This is a genomic window from Ligilactobacillus murinus DSM 20452 = NBRC 14221, assembly GCF_001591685.1.
In the GTDB taxonomy this organism is placed as follows: Bacteria; Bacillota; Bacilli; order Lactobacillales; family Lactobacillaceae; genus Ligilactobacillus; species Ligilactobacillus murinus.
On the sequence record NZ_BCVJ01000023.1, the window covers coordinates 14,929 to 30,956 of the forward strand.

Consider the following 16,028-nt stretch of genomic DNA (forward strand, 5'->3'; position numbering starts at 1 on the left):
AAGACGATGGAAAAATTTTTATGGGGCGGAGCGACCGCAGCCAATCAGTATGAAGGTGCTTATGATATTTCAGGGCGAGGTCTAAGCAATGTGGATCTCCTGCCCAGTGGAGAAAAACGCTCAGATGTGGCTAAGGGAATATTAGATCCTAAAGATCTACCAGCTGACAGTATTTATCCCGCACGTGAAGCTGTTGGTGGATATTATCATTACAAAGAAGATATTGCTTTGATGGCCGAAATGGGGTTTGAAGTTTATCGCTTTTCGATCAGTTGGTCACGGATCTTTCCACATGGTGATGAAATAAAAACAAATGAAGCTGGTCTAAAATATTATGACCAAGTGATCGCTGAATGTTTGAAGCATCAGATCGAACCTTTAGTCACGATCAGTCATTTTGATGTACCCCAAGGACTGATCGAGAAGTATGGCTCTTGGCGTGATCGGCGCCTAGTTGATTTTTATTTACGTTATTGCGAGACACTCTTCAAACGTTATCGAGGCAAAGTCCGCTACTGGTTGACCTTTAACGAGATCAATATGGTGTTACATTTACCATATCTTGCAGCTGGGATCACTTTTAGACCCAATGAAGATCCGCTTGAAGTTTGCTACACAGTTGCCCATCACGAACTGGTAGCTAGTGCGAAGGCGGTCAGCTTAGCCCATATGATCGATCCAGCTAATAAGGTCGGTTGTATGTTAGCTGCAGGTTGTATTTATCCTAATACGCCTGATCCCAAAGATAGTTGGCAGGTCGTGGAAGAAGAGCGCAAGAGTTATTTTTTCACAGATGTACAAGTCCGAGGATATTACCCGGGTTATGCTAAAGCAATGTTCGCTAAAAAGCAGCTCAAGATCCCGATCGAGCCAGGCGACGCTGCGATCTTGCAAGCTGGGGTCGTGGATTTTATCTCTTTGTCGTATTACAACAGTCGTGTCTTAGGTGAGGCGACAAAAGAGAATACGGCGGGAAATGTCTTTTCTTCGCTGAAAAACCCATATCTTAAAGCAAGTGAGTGGGGCTGGCAGATCGATCCTTTAGGCTTTAGGATCACGTTGAACCAGATCTATGATCGCTATCAAAAACCGTTATTTGTGGTGGAAAATGGACTAGGTGCAACTGATGTGCTTGAAGATGACCAGATCAAGGATGACTATCGGATCACATATTTACGTGATCATATCGATGCTTTGCAAAAGAGTCGATATGAGGATGGCGTAGAAATCTGGGGATATACGACATGGGGGTGTATCGATCTTATCAGTGCAAGTACGGGTGAATTGAAGAAACGCTACGGTATGGTTTACGTTGATCTAGATGAAAATGGTCATGGATCTGGGAAGCGTCTACGTAAAAAATCATTTTATTGGTATCAAGACTGGATAAAACAACAAAAATAAAAGTATATTTTAGAAGTCGACTTGATATATCAGGTCGGCTTTTTATTTTTTAAAAAAATATACGAATAAATATCTTATTGATTGATTTATACGTACAAATATATTATTATGTATTTGTAAATTGAAAGCGCTTCAAAAATAAAAATCAAGGAGAAAGCAAATGACACAGACTGAGAAAAAGATTTCGAGTAAGTTCATATATTTTTTTTGTTCATTTGGTGGGATCTTATTTGGATATGATATCGGTGTAATGACCGGTGCCTTACCATTTTTACAACAAGACTGGGCGCTACAAAATGACGCTGGGATCGTTGGGTGGATCACTTCGGCTGTAATGTTTGGGGCGATCTTTGGTGGAGCCTTGGCGGGACAATTATCTGACCGTTACGGGCGACGTAAGATGATCTTGATGTCAGCTATTATTTTTGTGGTCTTTTCATTACTTTCAGGTTTTTCACCTAACAATGGTACGATCTACTTAGTTATCGTCCGTATCTTCTTAGGGTTAGCTGTTGGGGCAGCCTCGGCGTTAGTTCCTGCTTATATGTCAGAAATGGCACCAGCTAATGCTCGGGGACGCTTATCTGGTTTGAATCAAACGATGATCGTTTCAGGGATGCTGCTATCTTATATTGTTGACTTTGCATTAAAGGATCTACCGGATGCGATCGCTTGGCGTTTCATGCTCGGGCTCGCTGCAGTACCAGCATTGATCTTATATTTAGGTGTCTTGCGTTTGCCAGAATCACCACGTTTCCTATTACATCATGGTGAAGCTAAGCAAGCATATGCAGTTTTAGAATGTATCCGCAAAGATCGAGCTGAGGTTGAGGCTGAATTTGAAAATATCAAAGAAACGATCGCGGCTGAAGATAAGGCGACGCAGACGTCATGGTTGAGTTTATTTAGCAAGAAATATCGCTATTTAGTGATCGCTGGGGTCGGAGTTGCAGCCTTCCAACAATTCCAAGGGGCAAATGCGATCTTCTACTATATTCCCTTGATCGTTGAAAAAGCAACTGGGCAAGCAGCATCTTCTAATTTATTATGGCCGATCATTCAAGGTGTCATTTTAGTTATCGGTTCGTTGGTCTACATGGCGATCGCTGAGAAATTCAACCGGCGCACATTACTCATGCTAGGTGGGGCCGTGATGGGCTTATCGTTTATCTTACCAAGTATCTTGAATATGATGTTACCAAATATGGATCCGATCATGATCGTTATCTTCTTATGTGTCTACGTTGCCTTTTATTCTGCAACTTGGGCGCCATTGACTTGGGTATTAGTTGGTGAGATCTTCCCATTGAGTATCCGTGGTAAAGCAGCTGGCTTAGCTTCATCAATGAACTGGATCGGATCATGGCTAGTGGGACTTTTATTCCCGATCATGACGATGAACATGTCCCAAGAAGCTGTTTTTGCGATCTTTGGTGCTATCTGTTTCTTAGGCGTTCTCTTCGTTAAGACGCGCGTACCAGAAACAAGAGGGCATACATTAGAAGAGATCGAAGCTCAAGGTACACAACAAAATGAAAGCGTTACCCAAAGATTGAATGGAGGGATCAAGCATGAACTTAGCCACGACCGCAAGTAAATTAAAGCAAGGACAAACCGCATTAGGGATCGAATTAGGTTCGACCCGGATCAAATGTGTCTTGACCGATGATAGAGCTGAAACGATCGCGACCGGAAGTTATACTTGGGAAAATAAATTTGAAGATGGGATCTGGACTTATTCATTAGATGAGGTCTGGGAAGGCATTCAACAAGCTTATCGGGAACTTTCGACCAAGATCTGGGGGATCTATCATGTGCCACTAGAAAATATCGGTTCGATCGGGATCAGTGCGATGATGCATGGTTATCTGGCATTTGACAAAGATGAACAGCTATTAGTGCCCTTTAGAACTTGGCGCAATAATATCACACAGCAGGCAGCTGATAAGTTGACTGAAGCTTTCAACTTTAATATTCCACAACGCTGGAGTATTGCGCATCTGTATCAGGCGATCTTAGATCAAGAAGAACATGTACAAAAGCTCGACTTTTTGACGACGCTGGCAGGCTATGTTCACTGGCGGTTGACTGGTGAAAAAGTCCTTGGGATCGGGGATGCTTCTGGAATGTTTCCGATCGATGTGTCGACTAAAGACTACGATCAAAATAAGCTTTCGATCTTTAATGAGCTGGTCGCTACTAAACATTATCCGTGGAATCTAGTTGATATTTTGCCTAAACCGTTGCTTGCGGGGACAAATGCCGGTACTTTGACGAAAGCAGGAGCTAAATTGCTTGATCCAACGCAGACTTTGCAAGCAGGCAGTTTATTAGCTCCACCTGAGGGCGATGCAGGGACTGGCATGGTCAGCACCAATAGTGTTCGGGTCCACACTGGCAACATTTCAGTCGGAACGTCAGCTTTTTCGATGAATGTTTTGGAACACCCGTTAAAACAAGTCTATCGTGATATCGACATCGTGACGACACCAGCTGGCTTACCAGTGGCGATGGTCCATACCAACAACTGTTCATCAGATATCAATGCTTGGGCAAATATCTTTGCTGAATTTGCTAAATGTTTAGGCGTAAATATCAGTCCAGATAAGCTTTATGAAACATTATTTACGCAAAGTGCTAAGGCTAGACCCGATGCAGGTGGGTTGATCAATTACAGTTATCTTTCGGGGGAAAATATCACCCAGATCCAAAAAGGACGTCCACTATTTGTTCGGACAGAATCCAGTGATTTTGATCTACCAGACTTTTTCTTGAGCCAACTTTATGGCGCTTTTGCACCGTTGAAGTTAGGGATGGATACATTATTTAACGAGGAAAAAATTAAAACCCGGGTTATGATCGCTCAGGGTGGGCTCTTCAAGACTCCCGTTATTGGACAACAGATCTTAGCCAATGCCCTTGATCTGCCGATAATGGTGATGAAGACGGCTGACACGGGTGGTCCGTGGGGCATGGCGCTTTTGGCATTATATGCTAAGAGTGGGACAGAGTTATCTTTAGAAGAATATTTAGATAAAAAAGTGTTCAAACAAGTCGAGAGTATGACCTTATTACCCGAAAAAGCCGGGGTCAAAGGTTATGCAAAATATATTAAGCGCTATCAAGGTGGTCTAGCAGTTGAAGCTTTAGCAGGTGAAAAATTTGAATAGGAGATCTTTTAAATGTTAGAAAAACTAAAAAATGAAGTTTACGATGCCAATATGCAGTTACCTAAGTTAGATCTAGTGGCTTTTACTTGGGGTAACGTATCGGGGATCGATCGGGATAAGGGCTTGTTTGTCATCAAACCGTCTGGGGTCGATTATAACGAGCTTAAACCTTCCGACATGGTCGTTGTCGATCTAAAGGGAAATGTGGTCGAAGGTAACTTGAATCCATCCTCAGATACTCCGACGCATACCGTTTTATACAATGCATTTCCTAAGATCGGTGGGATCGTGCATACGCACTCACCGTGGGCCGTGGCTTTTGCGGCTGCGCGGATGGATATTCCAGCGTTGAATACGACACACGCCGATACATTTTATGGTGATATCCCTGCAGCGCCTGCTTTGACTAAAGAGCAGATAAAAACAGCCTATGAAGAAAATACGGGTAAAGTGATCGTTGAGACGTTTGAAGAGCGTGGCCTTGATTATGAAGCGATCCCAGCTGTATTGGTCATGCAACATGGGCCATTTACGTGGGGCAAGACCCCAGCTCAGGCAGTCTATAATGCGAAAGTTTTGGAGGTGGTCGCTGGTGAAGATTATCATGCGATGATGTTGAATCAAACGTTTGAGCAACAAAATATTGCATTGCCACAGTTTTTGTTAGACAAGCATTATTACCGCAAACACGGTAAAGACGCATATTACGGACAAAATAATTAAAGGAGATAAATGTCATGTTAAAAGTTAGAGATTATGAATTCTGGTTTGTTGCAGGTAGTCAATTTTTATATGGTGAAGAACAGCTCGATTCTGTTGCCAAAGATGCGCAAAAGATCGTGGATCAATTGAATGCTACGCAAAAATTACCGTATAAGCTTGTATTTAAGGGTGTTATGACGACTGCAGATCAGATCACCCAATTTATGAAAGATGTCAACTATAATGATGATGTTGCAGGTGTCATCACATGGATGCATACCTTCTCACCAGCTAAAAATTGGATCCGTGGGACTAAGTTGTTGCAAAAGCCATTATTGCATTTAGCAACACAATACTTAAATGAGATCCCGTATGACACGATCGACTTTGATTATATGAACCTCAATCAATCAGCACATGGAGACCGTGAATATGCTTATATCAATGCGCGTCTAGGTTTGAACAACAAGATCGTCTTTGGATACTGGGACGATGAAAAGGTGCAAGAACAGCTCGCTTTATGGCAAGATACAGCCGTTGGTTATAACGAGAGCTTTAAGATCAAGGTCTGTCGTTTTGGTGACACGATGCGTAATGTTGCCGTAACAGAAGGTGATAAAGTCGAAGCTCAGATCAAATTAGGTTGGACGGTCGATTACTGGCCTGTAGGTGATCTGGTCAAAGAAGTAAACCAAGTCACTAAAGAACAGATCGATGCAGAATATGCTAAATTGGCACAAGAATATGAACTAGTTCAAGGTGATAATTCCAAAGAAAAATATGAACATGCTGTTCGCTATCAATTGCGTGAATATATTGCGATCAAAAACTTCTTGGAACGTGGCGGCTATACAGCTTTCACAACTAACTTTGAAGATCTTTGGGGCTTAGAACAGTTACCAGGTCTGGCATCGCAATTGTTGATGCGTGATGGGTATGGCTTTGGGGCTGAAGGTGATTGGAAGACCGCTGCCTTGGGACGGTTATTGAAGATCATGGCACATAATAAGATGACAGTCTTCATGGAAGATTACACCTTAGATCTGCGTAAGGGCCATGAAGCTATCTTAGGCTCACATATGTTAGAAGTTGATCCAACAATTGCTGCTGATAAACCACGAGTCGAAGTCCATCCATTGGATATTGGTGGCAAAGCTGATCCGGCACGTTTGGTATTCACTGGTTCTAAGGGGGATGCGATCGATGTGACAGTAGCTGATTTTAGAGATGGATTCAAGTTTATCAGTTATGAGGTAAAAGCTACTAAACCCGAAAAGACGACTCCTCATTTGCCAGTTGCTAAACAATTATGGACACCAAAAGTTGGCTTGACAACAGGCGCTACTCGCTGGATGCAAGCTGGTGGTGGACACCACACGATGCTTAGTTTCACTTTGAAACAAGAGCAGATCGCAGACCTTTGTGAAATGCTAGGGGTAAATGCTGAAATTATTGCTTAAAAATGAATGTTGATAACATATGAATAACGAGGGAAACATCATGCTTGATACGCATCATGATGTTTCCCTCGTTTAGCTATGTTTTAAGGGCAAAAGAAAGCCTTATTTTGTTGCAGTCGAAGCCCGAGAAATAAACTCGGCTTCATAGATCTTAGTTTCAAATTTAGCTTTTTTTAAGATCATTTGAGTGATCATTTCAGCAGCACAGGCCCCCATTTTTTCTTTTGCATGATTCATCGTGGTCAGGCTAGGATCTAGGTATTTGGTGATCTCATAATTATCAAAACCCACAACCGATATGTCATTTGGGATCTGATAGTTATTGCGCTTTAAGAGATCCATCAGCCTGATCGCTAATTCATCGTTGTAGCAAGCTAAGGCCGTCGGTGGTGTCGGACTGTTTAGATGATCTAATACCTTTTTTTCAAGAAGTTCTAAGGGATCACTCGCATGATACATGATGATCTGGCTATCTAAAGCATATTTGCTGTTATTTTGATAAGCTTCTAAGTAGCCGTTCATACGAGCGACACCTTGTTGATCATCAACTTGGAAAATACCTAAGATGTTGTGATGTCCTTGAATAAAGAGATGTTCGATCAGTTGTTTTTCGGCTGGCTTATCGTTGACGACTAAAGCAGGAAAGTCGAAATCAGGGTAAGTCGCATTGAGAAAGATCGTTGGGATCTGACGTTTTTTGATCTCTTGATAAAGATCGAGGTTAGGGTTTGGTAAAGCGCTTTGAGTTGGTTCGATGATCAGACCAGCAACTTTCATATCAAGCATATTGATCAAGCTACTGCGTTCACGTTGATGATCATTATGCGTGTTAGCCAAGATCAAGGTGTAGCCATTTTGAGCGAGGACTTTATCGATCCCAGAGATGATCTTAGGAAAGATATAGTCGGCGATATGGGTACAGATCACACCGACCGTTTTATTTTTTGTTTCGGCTTGCCAATCTTTTTGCCAATCCGCGACAAACATCCCTCCGCCCTGAACTTTATAGATAAAATGCTCGTTTTCTAGATCACTGACAGCACGCCGGACCGTGTGGCGGGAAACTTCGAATTGCTGCATGAGTTTTGATTCAGTTGGAAGTTTGGCATCGATCGGAAATTTTCCAGCTAGGATATCTTTTTTTAGAGCATTTTTGACGGCTTCGTATTTGCTAGACATAGGCTTCTCCTTTCTTTATCGTGTTATAAGTATTATACAACTTTTCGGCTAAAATTTGTGCAAAGCACCAATTCTAAAAAAAGTTTTGGTGCTTTTTGCGTATTTTATAAATAGAGCAAGCAAATTATTGATAAGTTAAAAACTTATGCATACTATAAGGAGAAAAAAGGATGACTAATGTGAAAAGTACCGAGACATTTGAAGATGATAAAAAAACGTAACTTCACATTAGTTTAGCGAAGTTACGTCAAAAGGAAGTTATTGTAAAATATAGCCGTCAGCAAGTTGGCAAAACTCGTTGACTTGTTCTTCTTCCCAAGCTTGATCTTTGCCGAGTTCAGTTGCCATGATGTGAGCTACTTTAGGCGCCATTTCCTTTGCGACCCGGGCATCAAGATAAAGTGCGCGGATCCGTCGTGCTAGCACATCGTCTAGCGTTTGCGCCATTTCTTCGCGCACTGCCCAGACTACTTGAGCGCCAGTGAATTCGTATTTAGGATGAAGTGGTAAGGCAAGTTCAGGATCTTCTTCTTGTAAGCGTAAGATGGCTGCTTGGTCACTTCCGTAAACATAGCGCCAATCTTTGCGTTCTGCTTCGGGCGTCTGTTTAGCACCGTGGATCTTTAACTCACGGGTCACACATTCTTTTGGTGGAAGTTTTGCTACCTTGATCGCTAAATCAACTGTTTCTTCTGCCATCTGACGGTAAGTCGTCCATTTACCACCTGTGATCGTGATCAGCCCAGACTCATTGGAAAAGAGCTTGTGGCTACGTGAGATCTCCTTAGTCTTATCACCGTCTCCATCTTTGGGAGCAGCTAACGGACGTAAGCCAGCATATGCAGTCAAAACATCGGCCCGAGTCGGTTTGCGTTCGAGGTATTCACCAGCTGTCTCGAGGATAAAGTCGATCTCTTCCTCCAGTGGACGTGGCTCTAAAGTGAATTCTTTTAGCGGCGTGTCTGTTGTGCCTAAGATGACTTTATTATGCCATGGTACACAGAACAAGACCCGCCCATCAGAAGTTTTAGGGACCATGATCGCATCATTGCCACCTAAAAATGATCCATCGACGATCAAGTGAACACCTTGTGAAGGGCGTACGGTAGCTTGATGATCTTTGGTATCCATCTCAAGGATCTGGTCAACGAAGATCCCAGTTGCATTGATGATAGCTTTTCCCCGCAGACTGAATTCTTCACCGGTAAATTCATCTTTTACGGTGACACCAGCTACTTTAGCAAATTTCTTTTGGACCGAAGCCACTTTGACGTAATTGACTAAAGTTGCACCGTATTCGGTCGCTGTCTGCATGAGGTTGACAGCTAAACGTGAGTCATCGAATTGACCGTCATAATACATCACGCCACCGACTAATTTGTTATGCTTGATCTGTGGGATCGCATCGATGACTTTTGATTTGGAATATATCTTAGAGTGTCCGATATTTAACTTACCAGCCAAGGCATCGTAGACTTTCATTCCGATACTGTAAAATGGTTGTTCCCATAATTTATAGTTGGCGATGATGAATTTTTGATTTTTGACTAAATGAGGTGCATTTCGTGCTAAGCGTCCCCGTTCATGTAGGGCTTCGCGCACTAGCCGGACATCACCTTGGGCTAAATAACGAACCCCACCGTGAACGAGTTTAGTTGAACGACTTGAAGTTGATTTAGCAAAGTCGCTTTGCTCTAATAAGACAGTCTTGTAACCACGTGAGGCTGCATCAACTGCAACACCTAAACCAGTCGCGCCCCCACCGATAACGATCACGTCCCAGCCATCAGGCTCGTTTTTTAGATATTCAATATTTTTTTGTCGTGAAATAGGCATCAAATCACTCCGATCTAATTGGATTATTCAAAATAACGTGTTGCAGCGACTGCTTTTTGCCAACCGCCATACAATTTATTGCGTCGTTTGTCATCCATTTGGACTTCAAACCGTTTTCCATCTTTGATAACTGCTTTAATCTCATCAAAGTCTTGCCAGTACCCTACGGCTAAACCAGCTAGAAAAGCTGCACCAAGGGCAGTCGTTTCCAAGTCGCCTGCGCGCTGAACAGGAGTATTTAAGATATCTGCTTGGAATTGCATCAAGTAATCGTTGTTAGCGGCACCACCATCGACTTTGAGTACCGGAATATCGATCCCAGTATCTTCTTGCATTGCACCGAGAATGTCGCGGACTTGGTAAGCAATACCTTGTAACGTCGCTTTGATGAAATCTTTTTCAGTTGTCCCACGTGTCAAGCCAAAGACCGCACCACGGGCATCTTGATCCCAATAAGGCGCCCCTAGACCAACGAAAGCGGGTACCACATAAACTTCATCTTCATTTTTAGAAGCCAGTGCGGCCGCTTCTGATTGGCTGGCTTTGTCGATGAGTTTTAGACCATCACGTAGCCATTGGATCGATGAACCCGCAACAAAGACAGATCCTTCAAGCGCATAGTTGATTTCACCATTGATCCCATAACCGATCGTGGTCAAAAGGTTATTTTTGGATAATTGTGGTTTGTTACCAGTGTTCATCACGATAAATGAGCCAGTACCATAGGTGTTTTTGACCATGCCGGGTTCAAAGGCCATTTGCCCAAAGAGCGCGGCTTGCTGGTCGCCGGCCATTCCTGCGATCGGAACTTTGGAACCAAAGAAATGATAAGTTTTAGTCAAACCGTAGATCTCTGAGTTAGAAACGACTTTAGGCAACATTTCCCGGGGAATATTTAAAATATCCAAGATCTCTTGGTCCCATTCTAAGGTATTGATGTTAAAGAGCATCGTTCGGCTGGCATTGGAGTAGTCGGTCACATGAACTTTACCGTCAGTTAATTTATAGACTAACCAGCTATCGATCGTCCCAAAGAGCAATTCGCCTTTTTCAGCGCGCTCTTGAGCATCGGGAACATGATCGAGGATCCAGCGTATCTTGGTCGCTGAGAAGTAAGAGTCGATGATCAAGCCAGTCTTTTCATGGAAGATATCAGCGTAGCCTTGTTCTTTTAGCTCATCAGCAATCTGAGCTGATTGGCGCGATTGCCAAACGATCGCATGATAGATCGGTAGGCCAGTTTCTTTGTCCCAAACGACCGTAGTCTCACGTTGATTAGTGATCCCGATCCCTGCGATCTGGTCTGGTTTGACCCCTGATTCGATAAAGGCACCTGCGATCACAGATTGGACTGAATTCCAGATCTCATGTGCATCGTGTTCGACCCAACCAGCTTCAGGGAAATACTGGGTGAATTCTTTTTGACTTGTGCCAATGTGGTTACCTGCTTTATCGAAGATGATCGCCCGTGAGCTGGTAGTTCCTTGATCGATCGCCATAATATATTTTTCCATGTGGTCATCCTCCTTATTTGTAAACGTTTTCTAAAATAAGTGTATCGTGCACAATTAATAAAAGTCAATTACTTAGCTTAACCGTTGATCCAGATATGGACAAAGCTTGCCAAGATCCCACCGCAAAGTGGTCCGACGATCGGTACCCAAGCATAGCCCCAATTAGCATTAGCCTTATGGGGAACGGGTAGAATGCTGTAAGCGAGGCGTGGCATCAAGTCACGGGCTGGGTTCAAGGCAAAGCCAGTCGTTCCACCTAAACTTTGACCAACGACCATGATCAAAAGACCAACGATCAGTGGTTTGAGTCCAGTGGTGAAATTTCCCAAGTTAAGCAAAATCAAAATAAAGAAGAAGGTTGCGATACATTCGTTCAAGACGTTAAAGAATGGCCGCTTAAGCGCAGGACCGGTGGCAAAAATACCGACTGAGTTGCCATCTTTGTTTGGGGTAGCTTGGAATTGAGGATAATAGTATAAAATAACGAGTGCTGCACCAGCAAAGGCACCGAGTCCTTGCCCTAAAAGATAAGGTAAGACTTCACTCCAAGAAAAGAGACCAGCACTAGCAAAACCTAGTGTTACAGCGGGATTCAAGTGTCCTTGCGAGCCCATTTGACCAGCGATATAGACGCCAAAGGTCACCGCCATGCCCCAAGCAAGCGTAATGAACATCCAATTTTGGCCACGAGCATAATTATCTTTCAAATTAACACCGGCACCACAACCGACCCCTAAGAGGATCAAGACCATGGTTCCAAAAAATTCACCTAAAAAGCCTGACATGTTATCCATCTCCTTTGATTTGCAATAGTTCGAGTTGTTTTTCGATCTCGGGCAAGTCGACGCCAGCTTGGAGCAATGAAGCAGAAACGTAAGCACCTTCGATCAAAGCTGTATCGTACAAGTGAACAGGTTTTGTACTAAATTCGCTTGCCATTTCGAGATTCATCTTGGCACTACCAAGATCATAAAAAGCTAAGATCTCGGTAGCTGAATTGTCCTCTAAAGCTGCTGTGATCTTAGCAAGACTAGTACCGATCTCATGATCATCAGTACCGCCAGCAAAAGTGATCGCAATGTCGGGGGCGACCTGTTTGAGTAATTTAGGTACCCCCTGAGCGATCTGTTCAACGTGTGAGACGATCAATATTCCGTAACTCATTTATGATCTGCCTCCATTTCTAATAGTGCTTCAAAAAGATAACCACTTGAAACTGCTCCTGGATCGAGATGCCCAACTGAGCGTTCTCCCAAGTAAGAAGCCCGCCCACGTTTAGCAACTAGTTCTTTAGTTGCTTCGACTGCTTGGGTGATCTTTTCAGGTGATAGCTGTCCTGCCGTGTATTCGGGAACAACGACTTCCCAAACATCGACCATCGTTTTGTCACCAAGGATAGCCCCACCACGTTGCTTGATGCCTAAGACTGCAGCATTCAAAAGTTCACTGAGTTCAGCAGTCGTATTGCTCTTTTTGGCCATTTCTAAAAAAGCAGTCCCATACAAAGGACCAGCAGCGCCCCCGACTTTACTGATCAAAGACATCGCGACTAATTTGAGTCCCGTGGTCAGATCAGCTGGCTTTTTGGTAGCGAGCGCCTCAGTCACAGCACGCATGCCTCGAGCCATATTATTGCCGTGGTCGCCATCGCCGATCGGGGTATCCAGTTCACTGAGATAAGCTTTCTTAGCGTTGATCTTAGCCTCAAAAGTGTTCATCCAAGTAGTCAAAGTTTCAACTGTTAGTTCCATATCAAATTCCTCCTCACCAAGCGATCGTGTCGACTTGATAGTTTAAATATTCTAGCCATTTTTCATCGGCCAATTCGAGGACGGTCAATGAGATCCCTGCCATTTCGAGCGAAGTCATGTAGTTGCCGACTTTGCTAAAAACAGGGGTGATATCTTTTGCTTTGAGCCAGTTAAAGACATCATTACTGAAAATGTATTGTTCCATTAAAGGGGTTGCGCCCATCCCGTTGATGAGCACGGCGTATTTTTTAGTCGCGTCAAAATATAAGGCTTCGTCTAGCTTGGTGAGCATTTCGGCGACTAGTTCTTTAGAAGGCTGGAGTTTTTCACGGCGATAACCAGGTTCGCTGTGGATACCGACCCCATATTCGATCTCGTCATCGGCTAATTCAAAGCCTGGTTTGCCGACTTCAGGAACAGTAGCGGCACTTAAAGCCACACCTAAAGTCTTGAGATGTGGCATGACTTCTTTAGCTAAGGTTTCGATCTCAGCTAGGCTTGCTTTTTGATCAGCAGCAGCCCCTAAGATCTTGTGCATCAGGACTGTACCAGCGACCCCGCGTTTACCTTGGGTGTAAAGGCTATTTTCAACTGCGATATCATCGTCGACAATGATCGAGCTGACTTTGATGCCGTCTAGTTCGGCCATATCTTTAGCCATCTCAAAATTCATCACGTCACCCGAGTAGTTTTTGATGATCAAAAAGACACCAGCACCAGTATCACTAGCTTTGATCGCTTCGTAGATCTGATCAGGTGTCGGTGAAGTAAAGACTTGCCCACAGACAGCAGCACTCAACATACCAGAACCAACAAAGCCAGCATGTGCCGGTTCATGCCCACTACCGCCTCCGCTGACGAGCCCAACTTTTCCCTGCATGGAAGTACGATCAGTGCGCACAACAGCAGTCGTTTCTGGTAGCTGTGTTAGGTAGGTCGGATAAGCTGAGACTAGACCGGCGACCATCTCAGGGACGACATTGCTTGGATCATTCATGATTTTTTTCATGTTGACATCCATCCTTTCTTTTAGTTACAACTCCATTATATAATGTAAGCGTAAACATCGTAACGGACAGATTTTCCGTTGTGTCCGACAAAGTTTTTGGGGGTAAGCTAAAATTAAGGGGCGAGGTGATGAGATGGAATTACTAAATTCAAAGGGGCAACTCTTAGATGATCTTAGGCGAGGGATCCAACTCGTTGCGCCTGATCTAAAACTTGTTTCAAAAACGACAGGTTTTATTGCAAAAAGCTTTGCCGATAAGACGATCCCCGTGATCGCTTTAGGTGGAGCTGGGCATGAGCCTGCTGATTGGGGCTATGTGGGTGAGGGCATGCTATGTGCCTCGATCACGGGGATGCTGTTTAAACCACCCAGTGTAGCGGAGATCATCCGTGTAACTAAACAAGTGACTAAGCAAAAACAAGCTTTCTTTATTGTCAAAAATTTCCCAGCTGATGTAAAAAATTTCACTCAGGCTAGTAAGTGCTTGCAAAAAGAAGGCTGGCAAGTTGCTAGTTGTATTGTTAATGATGATATTTCAGTTGATAGTGAGTTATTAGAAAAAGAACGCCGGGGGCTAGCTGGAACTGTCTTAGTTGCTAAGATCTTAGGCTATTTGGCGCAACAAGGCGCGAGTTTATCCCAGTTAAAACAAGTTTCAGGACAGCTCGTGGCTAATTTGACGACGCTTGGAGTTGCTTTTTATGGTTCCGAATTTCAGGTGACCTTGAAAAAGGAATTTACTCTAAAAAAAGATGAGCTCTATTATGGTGTCGGAGTCCATGGTGAACCCGGTTATCGTAAAGAACGCCTGCGCGCCTCAGAATTGATCGCGCGTGAGTTGGTCAATAAGTTGCGGGTCAATCAACGCTGGTATCCGCAAGAACGTTATGCCATCTTGATCAATGGGCTCGGAAAATTGACTGAACTTGAAAAATTGATCTTTACCGCTGATGTAGTCGAATTGTTGCAAGTAGAAGGGATCGACTTGCCTTTTATCAAAGTAGGCGATCTTTTTACTGCCAATGGGCTCGCAGGAATTTCGGTCACTTTATTGAAATTATACGAACCTTGGCTAGAAGCGCTTAACGCCCCTGTCAAAACATATGCGTGGCATCAATAGTTACCAAAAGCAAACTCGATCGCATTACAAACTTTTTGTGCGAGTTCGTCGTATTCTTTTGGTTCAGGCAAAAAAAGATTATTGGTCATCGTGTAGGTCAGACCTAAGCAATAAGTCTCCACAAAATCATAGGCTTGGCGATTTTTGATCAAGCCTTTTTTGCGTAGGATGTGTAACAAGAGGATCTGGATATGCCAAGCAATCTCTCGGACGACATCGACTTCGACTTGGCTTTTAAGGACGCTTTTGTAAAATTTGGCGTTTTCTTGAAGCTCAAAAAAGACCAAAGAAATGATCTCTTGCCACGGGAGATAATCGAGATTGCTGTCGATGATATCTTCCATTGTCGCTTGGATCGTCCAAGCTAGCAGGTCGTATTTATCATCAAAGTTATCGTAAAATGATTGGCGCCGGATCTGGGCTTGGTGCATGATCTGTGCCACACTGACATGTTTGAAGCCCTTTTGCATAACATCTTGTCTAAATATTTGCGAGATCTTTTTTTGAGTGATATATGACATGATAAGCCCTTTCATTTTGAATGTCTAAACTAATTGTAACGGTTGCCCCTAAAGTTGTCACATGATAGCTCTGGGCGCTCAAAGCTTTAACTCTGGTCGGATTAATGGTCAATGAAGTCGTACCGAAGTTTGCGGTAGGCTCTTCGACGGGTTTTATGGGCTTTTTCCAATATATCTTTGGAGAAACACTTGCCACGGCTTTGATCGGGATCTTGGTCGCAAAATACGGTTGGATCGCTAGCAACACGGTATTATATGTTGCTGCTGGACTGGCTATGTTATTATTGGTGTATATCATGATCCATGAACAAAAACTCGAAAAGGGCGAAGCATAGTGAAACTATTTAATGACGCCTAGCCGG

14 protein-coding genes and 1 pseudogene are annotated in these 16,028 nt (G+C 43.5%); 7 read left to right on the forward strand and 8 right to left on the reverse strand.

Features of this window, described 5'->3' with window-relative positions; translation table 11 throughout:
• Positions 1-6 precede the first annotated feature (6 nt).
• The 5 genes from LMU01S_RS05805 (at position 7) to araA (ending at position 6,736) form a co-directional block, all read left to right on the forward strand.
• Positions 7-1,404: a 6-phospho-beta-glucosidase gene (locus LMU01S_RS05805; RefSeq protein WP_056959314.1), complete on the forward strand. Its 1,398-nt coding sequence runs from the start codon at positions 7-9 to the stop codon at positions 1,402-1,404.
• Between the two features lie 160 nt (positions 1,405-1,564).
• Positions 1,565-3,001: a sugar porter family MFS transporter gene (locus LMU01S_RS05810; protein ID WP_056959315.1), complete on the forward strand. Its 1,437-nt coding sequence runs from the start codon at positions 1,565-1,567 to the stop codon at positions 2,999-3,001.
• Positions 2,976-4,574, forward strand: a complete 1,599-nt coding sequence (locus tag LMU01S_RS05815; protein ID WP_056959316.1) for a xylulokinase — start codon at positions 2,976-2,978, stop codon at positions 4,572-4,574. The genes LMU01S_RS05810 and LMU01S_RS05815 overlap by 26 nt, the downstream gene beginning before the upstream one ends.
• 12 nt (positions 4,575-4,586) lie before the next feature.
• Positions 4,587-5,297 (forward strand): L-ribulose-5-phosphate 4-epimerase, encoded by a 711-nt coding sequence (locus LMU01S_RS05820; RefSeq protein ID WP_056959317.1) that lies wholly within the window; start codon positions 4,587-4,589, stop codon positions 5,295-5,297.
• A 14-nt stretch (positions 5,298-5,311) separates the two neighbouring features.
• Positions 5,312-6,736 carry an L-arabinose isomerase gene (gene araA, locus LMU01S_RS05825; RefSeq protein ID WP_056959318.1) on the forward strand — a complete coding sequence of 475 codons (1,425 nt, stop codon included), beginning with the start codon at positions 5,312-5,314 and terminating at the stop codon, positions 6,734-6,736.
• 102 nt (positions 6,737-6,838) lie between these two features.
• On the opposite strand, the gene LMU01S_RS05830 is transcribed toward araA, so the two are convergent.
• From LMU01S_RS05830 to dhaK, 7 genes are all read right to left on the reverse strand, one after another.
• Positions 6,839-7,915: a GntR family transcriptional regulator gene (locus tag LMU01S_RS05830; protein ID WP_056959319.1), complete on the reverse strand. Its 1,077-nt coding sequence runs from the start codon at positions 7,913-7,915 to the stop codon at positions 6,839-6,841.
• 258 nt (positions 7,916-8,173) lie between these two features.
• A complete protein-coding gene (locus LMU01S_RS05835; protein ID WP_056959320.1) occupies positions 8,174-9,751 on the reverse strand; it encodes a glycerol-3-phosphate dehydrogenase/oxidase in 1,578 nt (525 codons plus the stop codon).
• Positions 9,752-9,774: 23 nt separating this feature from the next.
• The gene (gene glpK, locus LMU01S_RS05840; RefSeq protein WP_056959321.1) at positions 9,775-11,265 is read right to left on the reverse strand and encodes a glycerol kinase GlpK; all 1,491 of its coding nucleotides are present in this window, start codon (positions 11,263-11,265) and stop codon (positions 9,775-9,777) included.
• Positions 11,266-11,342: 77 nt separating this feature from the next.
• Entirely contained in the window at positions 11,343-12,050 is a 708-nt protein-coding gene (locus tag LMU01S_RS05845; protein ID WP_056959322.1) for an MIP/aquaporin family protein, read from the reverse strand.
• A 1-nt stretch (position 12,051) separates the two neighbouring features.
• Complete coding sequence (gene dhaM, locus LMU01S_RS05850; protein ID WP_056959323.1) at positions 12,052-12,429, reverse strand: dihydroxyacetone kinase phosphoryl donor subunit DhaM; 378 nt, start codon at positions 12,427-12,429, stop codon at positions 12,052-12,054.
• A complete protein-coding gene (dhaL, locus tag LMU01S_RS05855; protein ID WP_056959324.1) occupies positions 12,426-13,016 on the reverse strand; it encodes a dihydroxyacetone kinase subunit DhaL in 591 nt (196 codons plus the stop codon). The genes dhaM and dhaL overlap by 4 nt, the downstream gene beginning before the upstream one ends.
• A gap of 13 nt (positions 13,017-13,029) precedes the next feature.
• Positions 13,030-14,025, reverse strand: a complete 996-nt coding sequence (gene dhaK, locus LMU01S_RS05860) for a dihydroxyacetone kinase subunit DhaK (RefSeq protein ID WP_056959325.1) — start codon at positions 14,023-14,025, stop codon at positions 13,030-13,032.
• Positions 14,026-14,158: 133 nt separating this feature from the next.
• Here dhaK and LMU01S_RS05865 point away from each other — a divergent pair, with 133 nt between their 5' ends.
• The gene (locus tag LMU01S_RS05865) at positions 14,159-15,145 is read left to right on the forward strand and encodes a dihydroxyacetone kinase subunit DhaK (RefSeq protein WP_056959326.1); all 987 of its coding nucleotides are present in this window, start codon (positions 14,159-14,161) and stop codon (positions 15,143-15,145) included.
• Here LMU01S_RS05865 and dhaS read toward each other — a convergent pair.
• The gene (gene dhaS / locus LMU01S_RS05870) at positions 15,139-15,666 is read right to left on the reverse strand and encodes a dihydroxyacetone kinase transcriptional activator DhaS (protein WP_056959327.1); all 528 of its coding nucleotides are present in this window, start codon (positions 15,664-15,666) and stop codon (positions 15,139-15,141) included. The genes LMU01S_RS05865 and dhaS overlap by 7 nt on opposite strands.
• An 86-nt stretch (positions 15,667-15,752) precedes the next feature.
• On the opposite strand from dhaS, the pseudogene LMU01S_RS05875 reads away from it, so the two are divergent.
• Positions 15,753-16,001, forward strand: a pseudogene (locus tag LMU01S_RS05875) (MFS transporter); the annotation flags it as partial.
• Positions 16,002-16,028 lie beyond the last annotated feature (27 nt).

Excerpts from the sequence above, each read along its gene's own strand:
- LMU01S_RS05810 (WP_056959315.1), top strand. The coding sequence starts at position 1,565 with ATGACACAGACTGAGAAAAAGATTTCGAGTAAGTTCATATATTTTTTT.
- dhaK (WP_056959325.1), bottom strand. The coding sequence starts at position 14,025 with ATGAAAAAAATCATGAATGATCCAAGCAATGTCGTCCCTGAGATGGTC.
- LMU01S_RS05805 (WP_056959314.1), top strand. The coding sequence starts at position 7 with ATGGAAAAATTTTTATGGGGCGGAGCGACCGCAGCCAATCAGTATGAA.
- LMU01S_RS05865 (WP_056959326.1), top strand. The coding sequence starts at position 14,159 with ATGGAATTACTAAATTCAAAGGGGCAACTCTTAGATGATCTTAGGCGA.
- LMU01S_RS05835 (WP_056959320.1), bottom strand. The coding sequence starts at position 9,751 with ATGCCTATTTCACGACAAAAAAATATTGAATATCTAAAAAACGAGCCT.
- dhaL (WP_056959324.1), bottom strand. The coding sequence starts at position 13,016 with ATGGAACTAACAGTTGAAACTTTGACTACTTGGATGAACACTTTTGAG.
- LMU01S_RS05815 (WP_056959316.1), top strand. The coding sequence starts at position 2,976 with ATGAACTTAGCCACGACCGCAAGTAAATTAAAGCAAGGACAAACCGCA.
- LMU01S_RS05845 (WP_056959322.1), bottom strand. The coding sequence starts at position 12,050 with ATGTCAGGCTTTTTAGGTGAATTTTTTGGAACCATGGTCTTGATCCTC.
- glpK (WP_056959321.1), bottom strand. The coding sequence starts at position 11,265 with ATGGAAAAATATATTATGGCGATCGATCAAGGAACTACCAGCTCACGG.
- dhaS (WP_056959327.1), bottom strand. The coding sequence starts at position 15,666 with ATGTCATATATCACTCAAAAAAAGATCTCGCAAATATTTAGACAAGAT.
- araA (WP_056959318.1), top strand. The coding sequence starts at position 5,312 with ATGTTAAAAGTTAGAGATTATGAATTCTGGTTTGTTGCAGGTAGTCAA.
- LMU01S_RS05830 (WP_056959319.1), bottom strand. The coding sequence starts at position 7,915 with ATGTCTAGCAAATACGAAGCCGTCAAAAATGCTCTAAAAAAAGATATC.
- LMU01S_RS05820 (WP_056959317.1), top strand. The coding sequence starts at position 4,587 with ATGTTAGAAAAACTAAAAAATGAAGTTTACGATGCCAATATGCAGTTA.
- dhaM (WP_056959323.1), bottom strand. The coding sequence starts at position 12,429 with ATGAGTTACGGAATATTGATCGTCTCACACGTTGAACAGATCGCTCAG.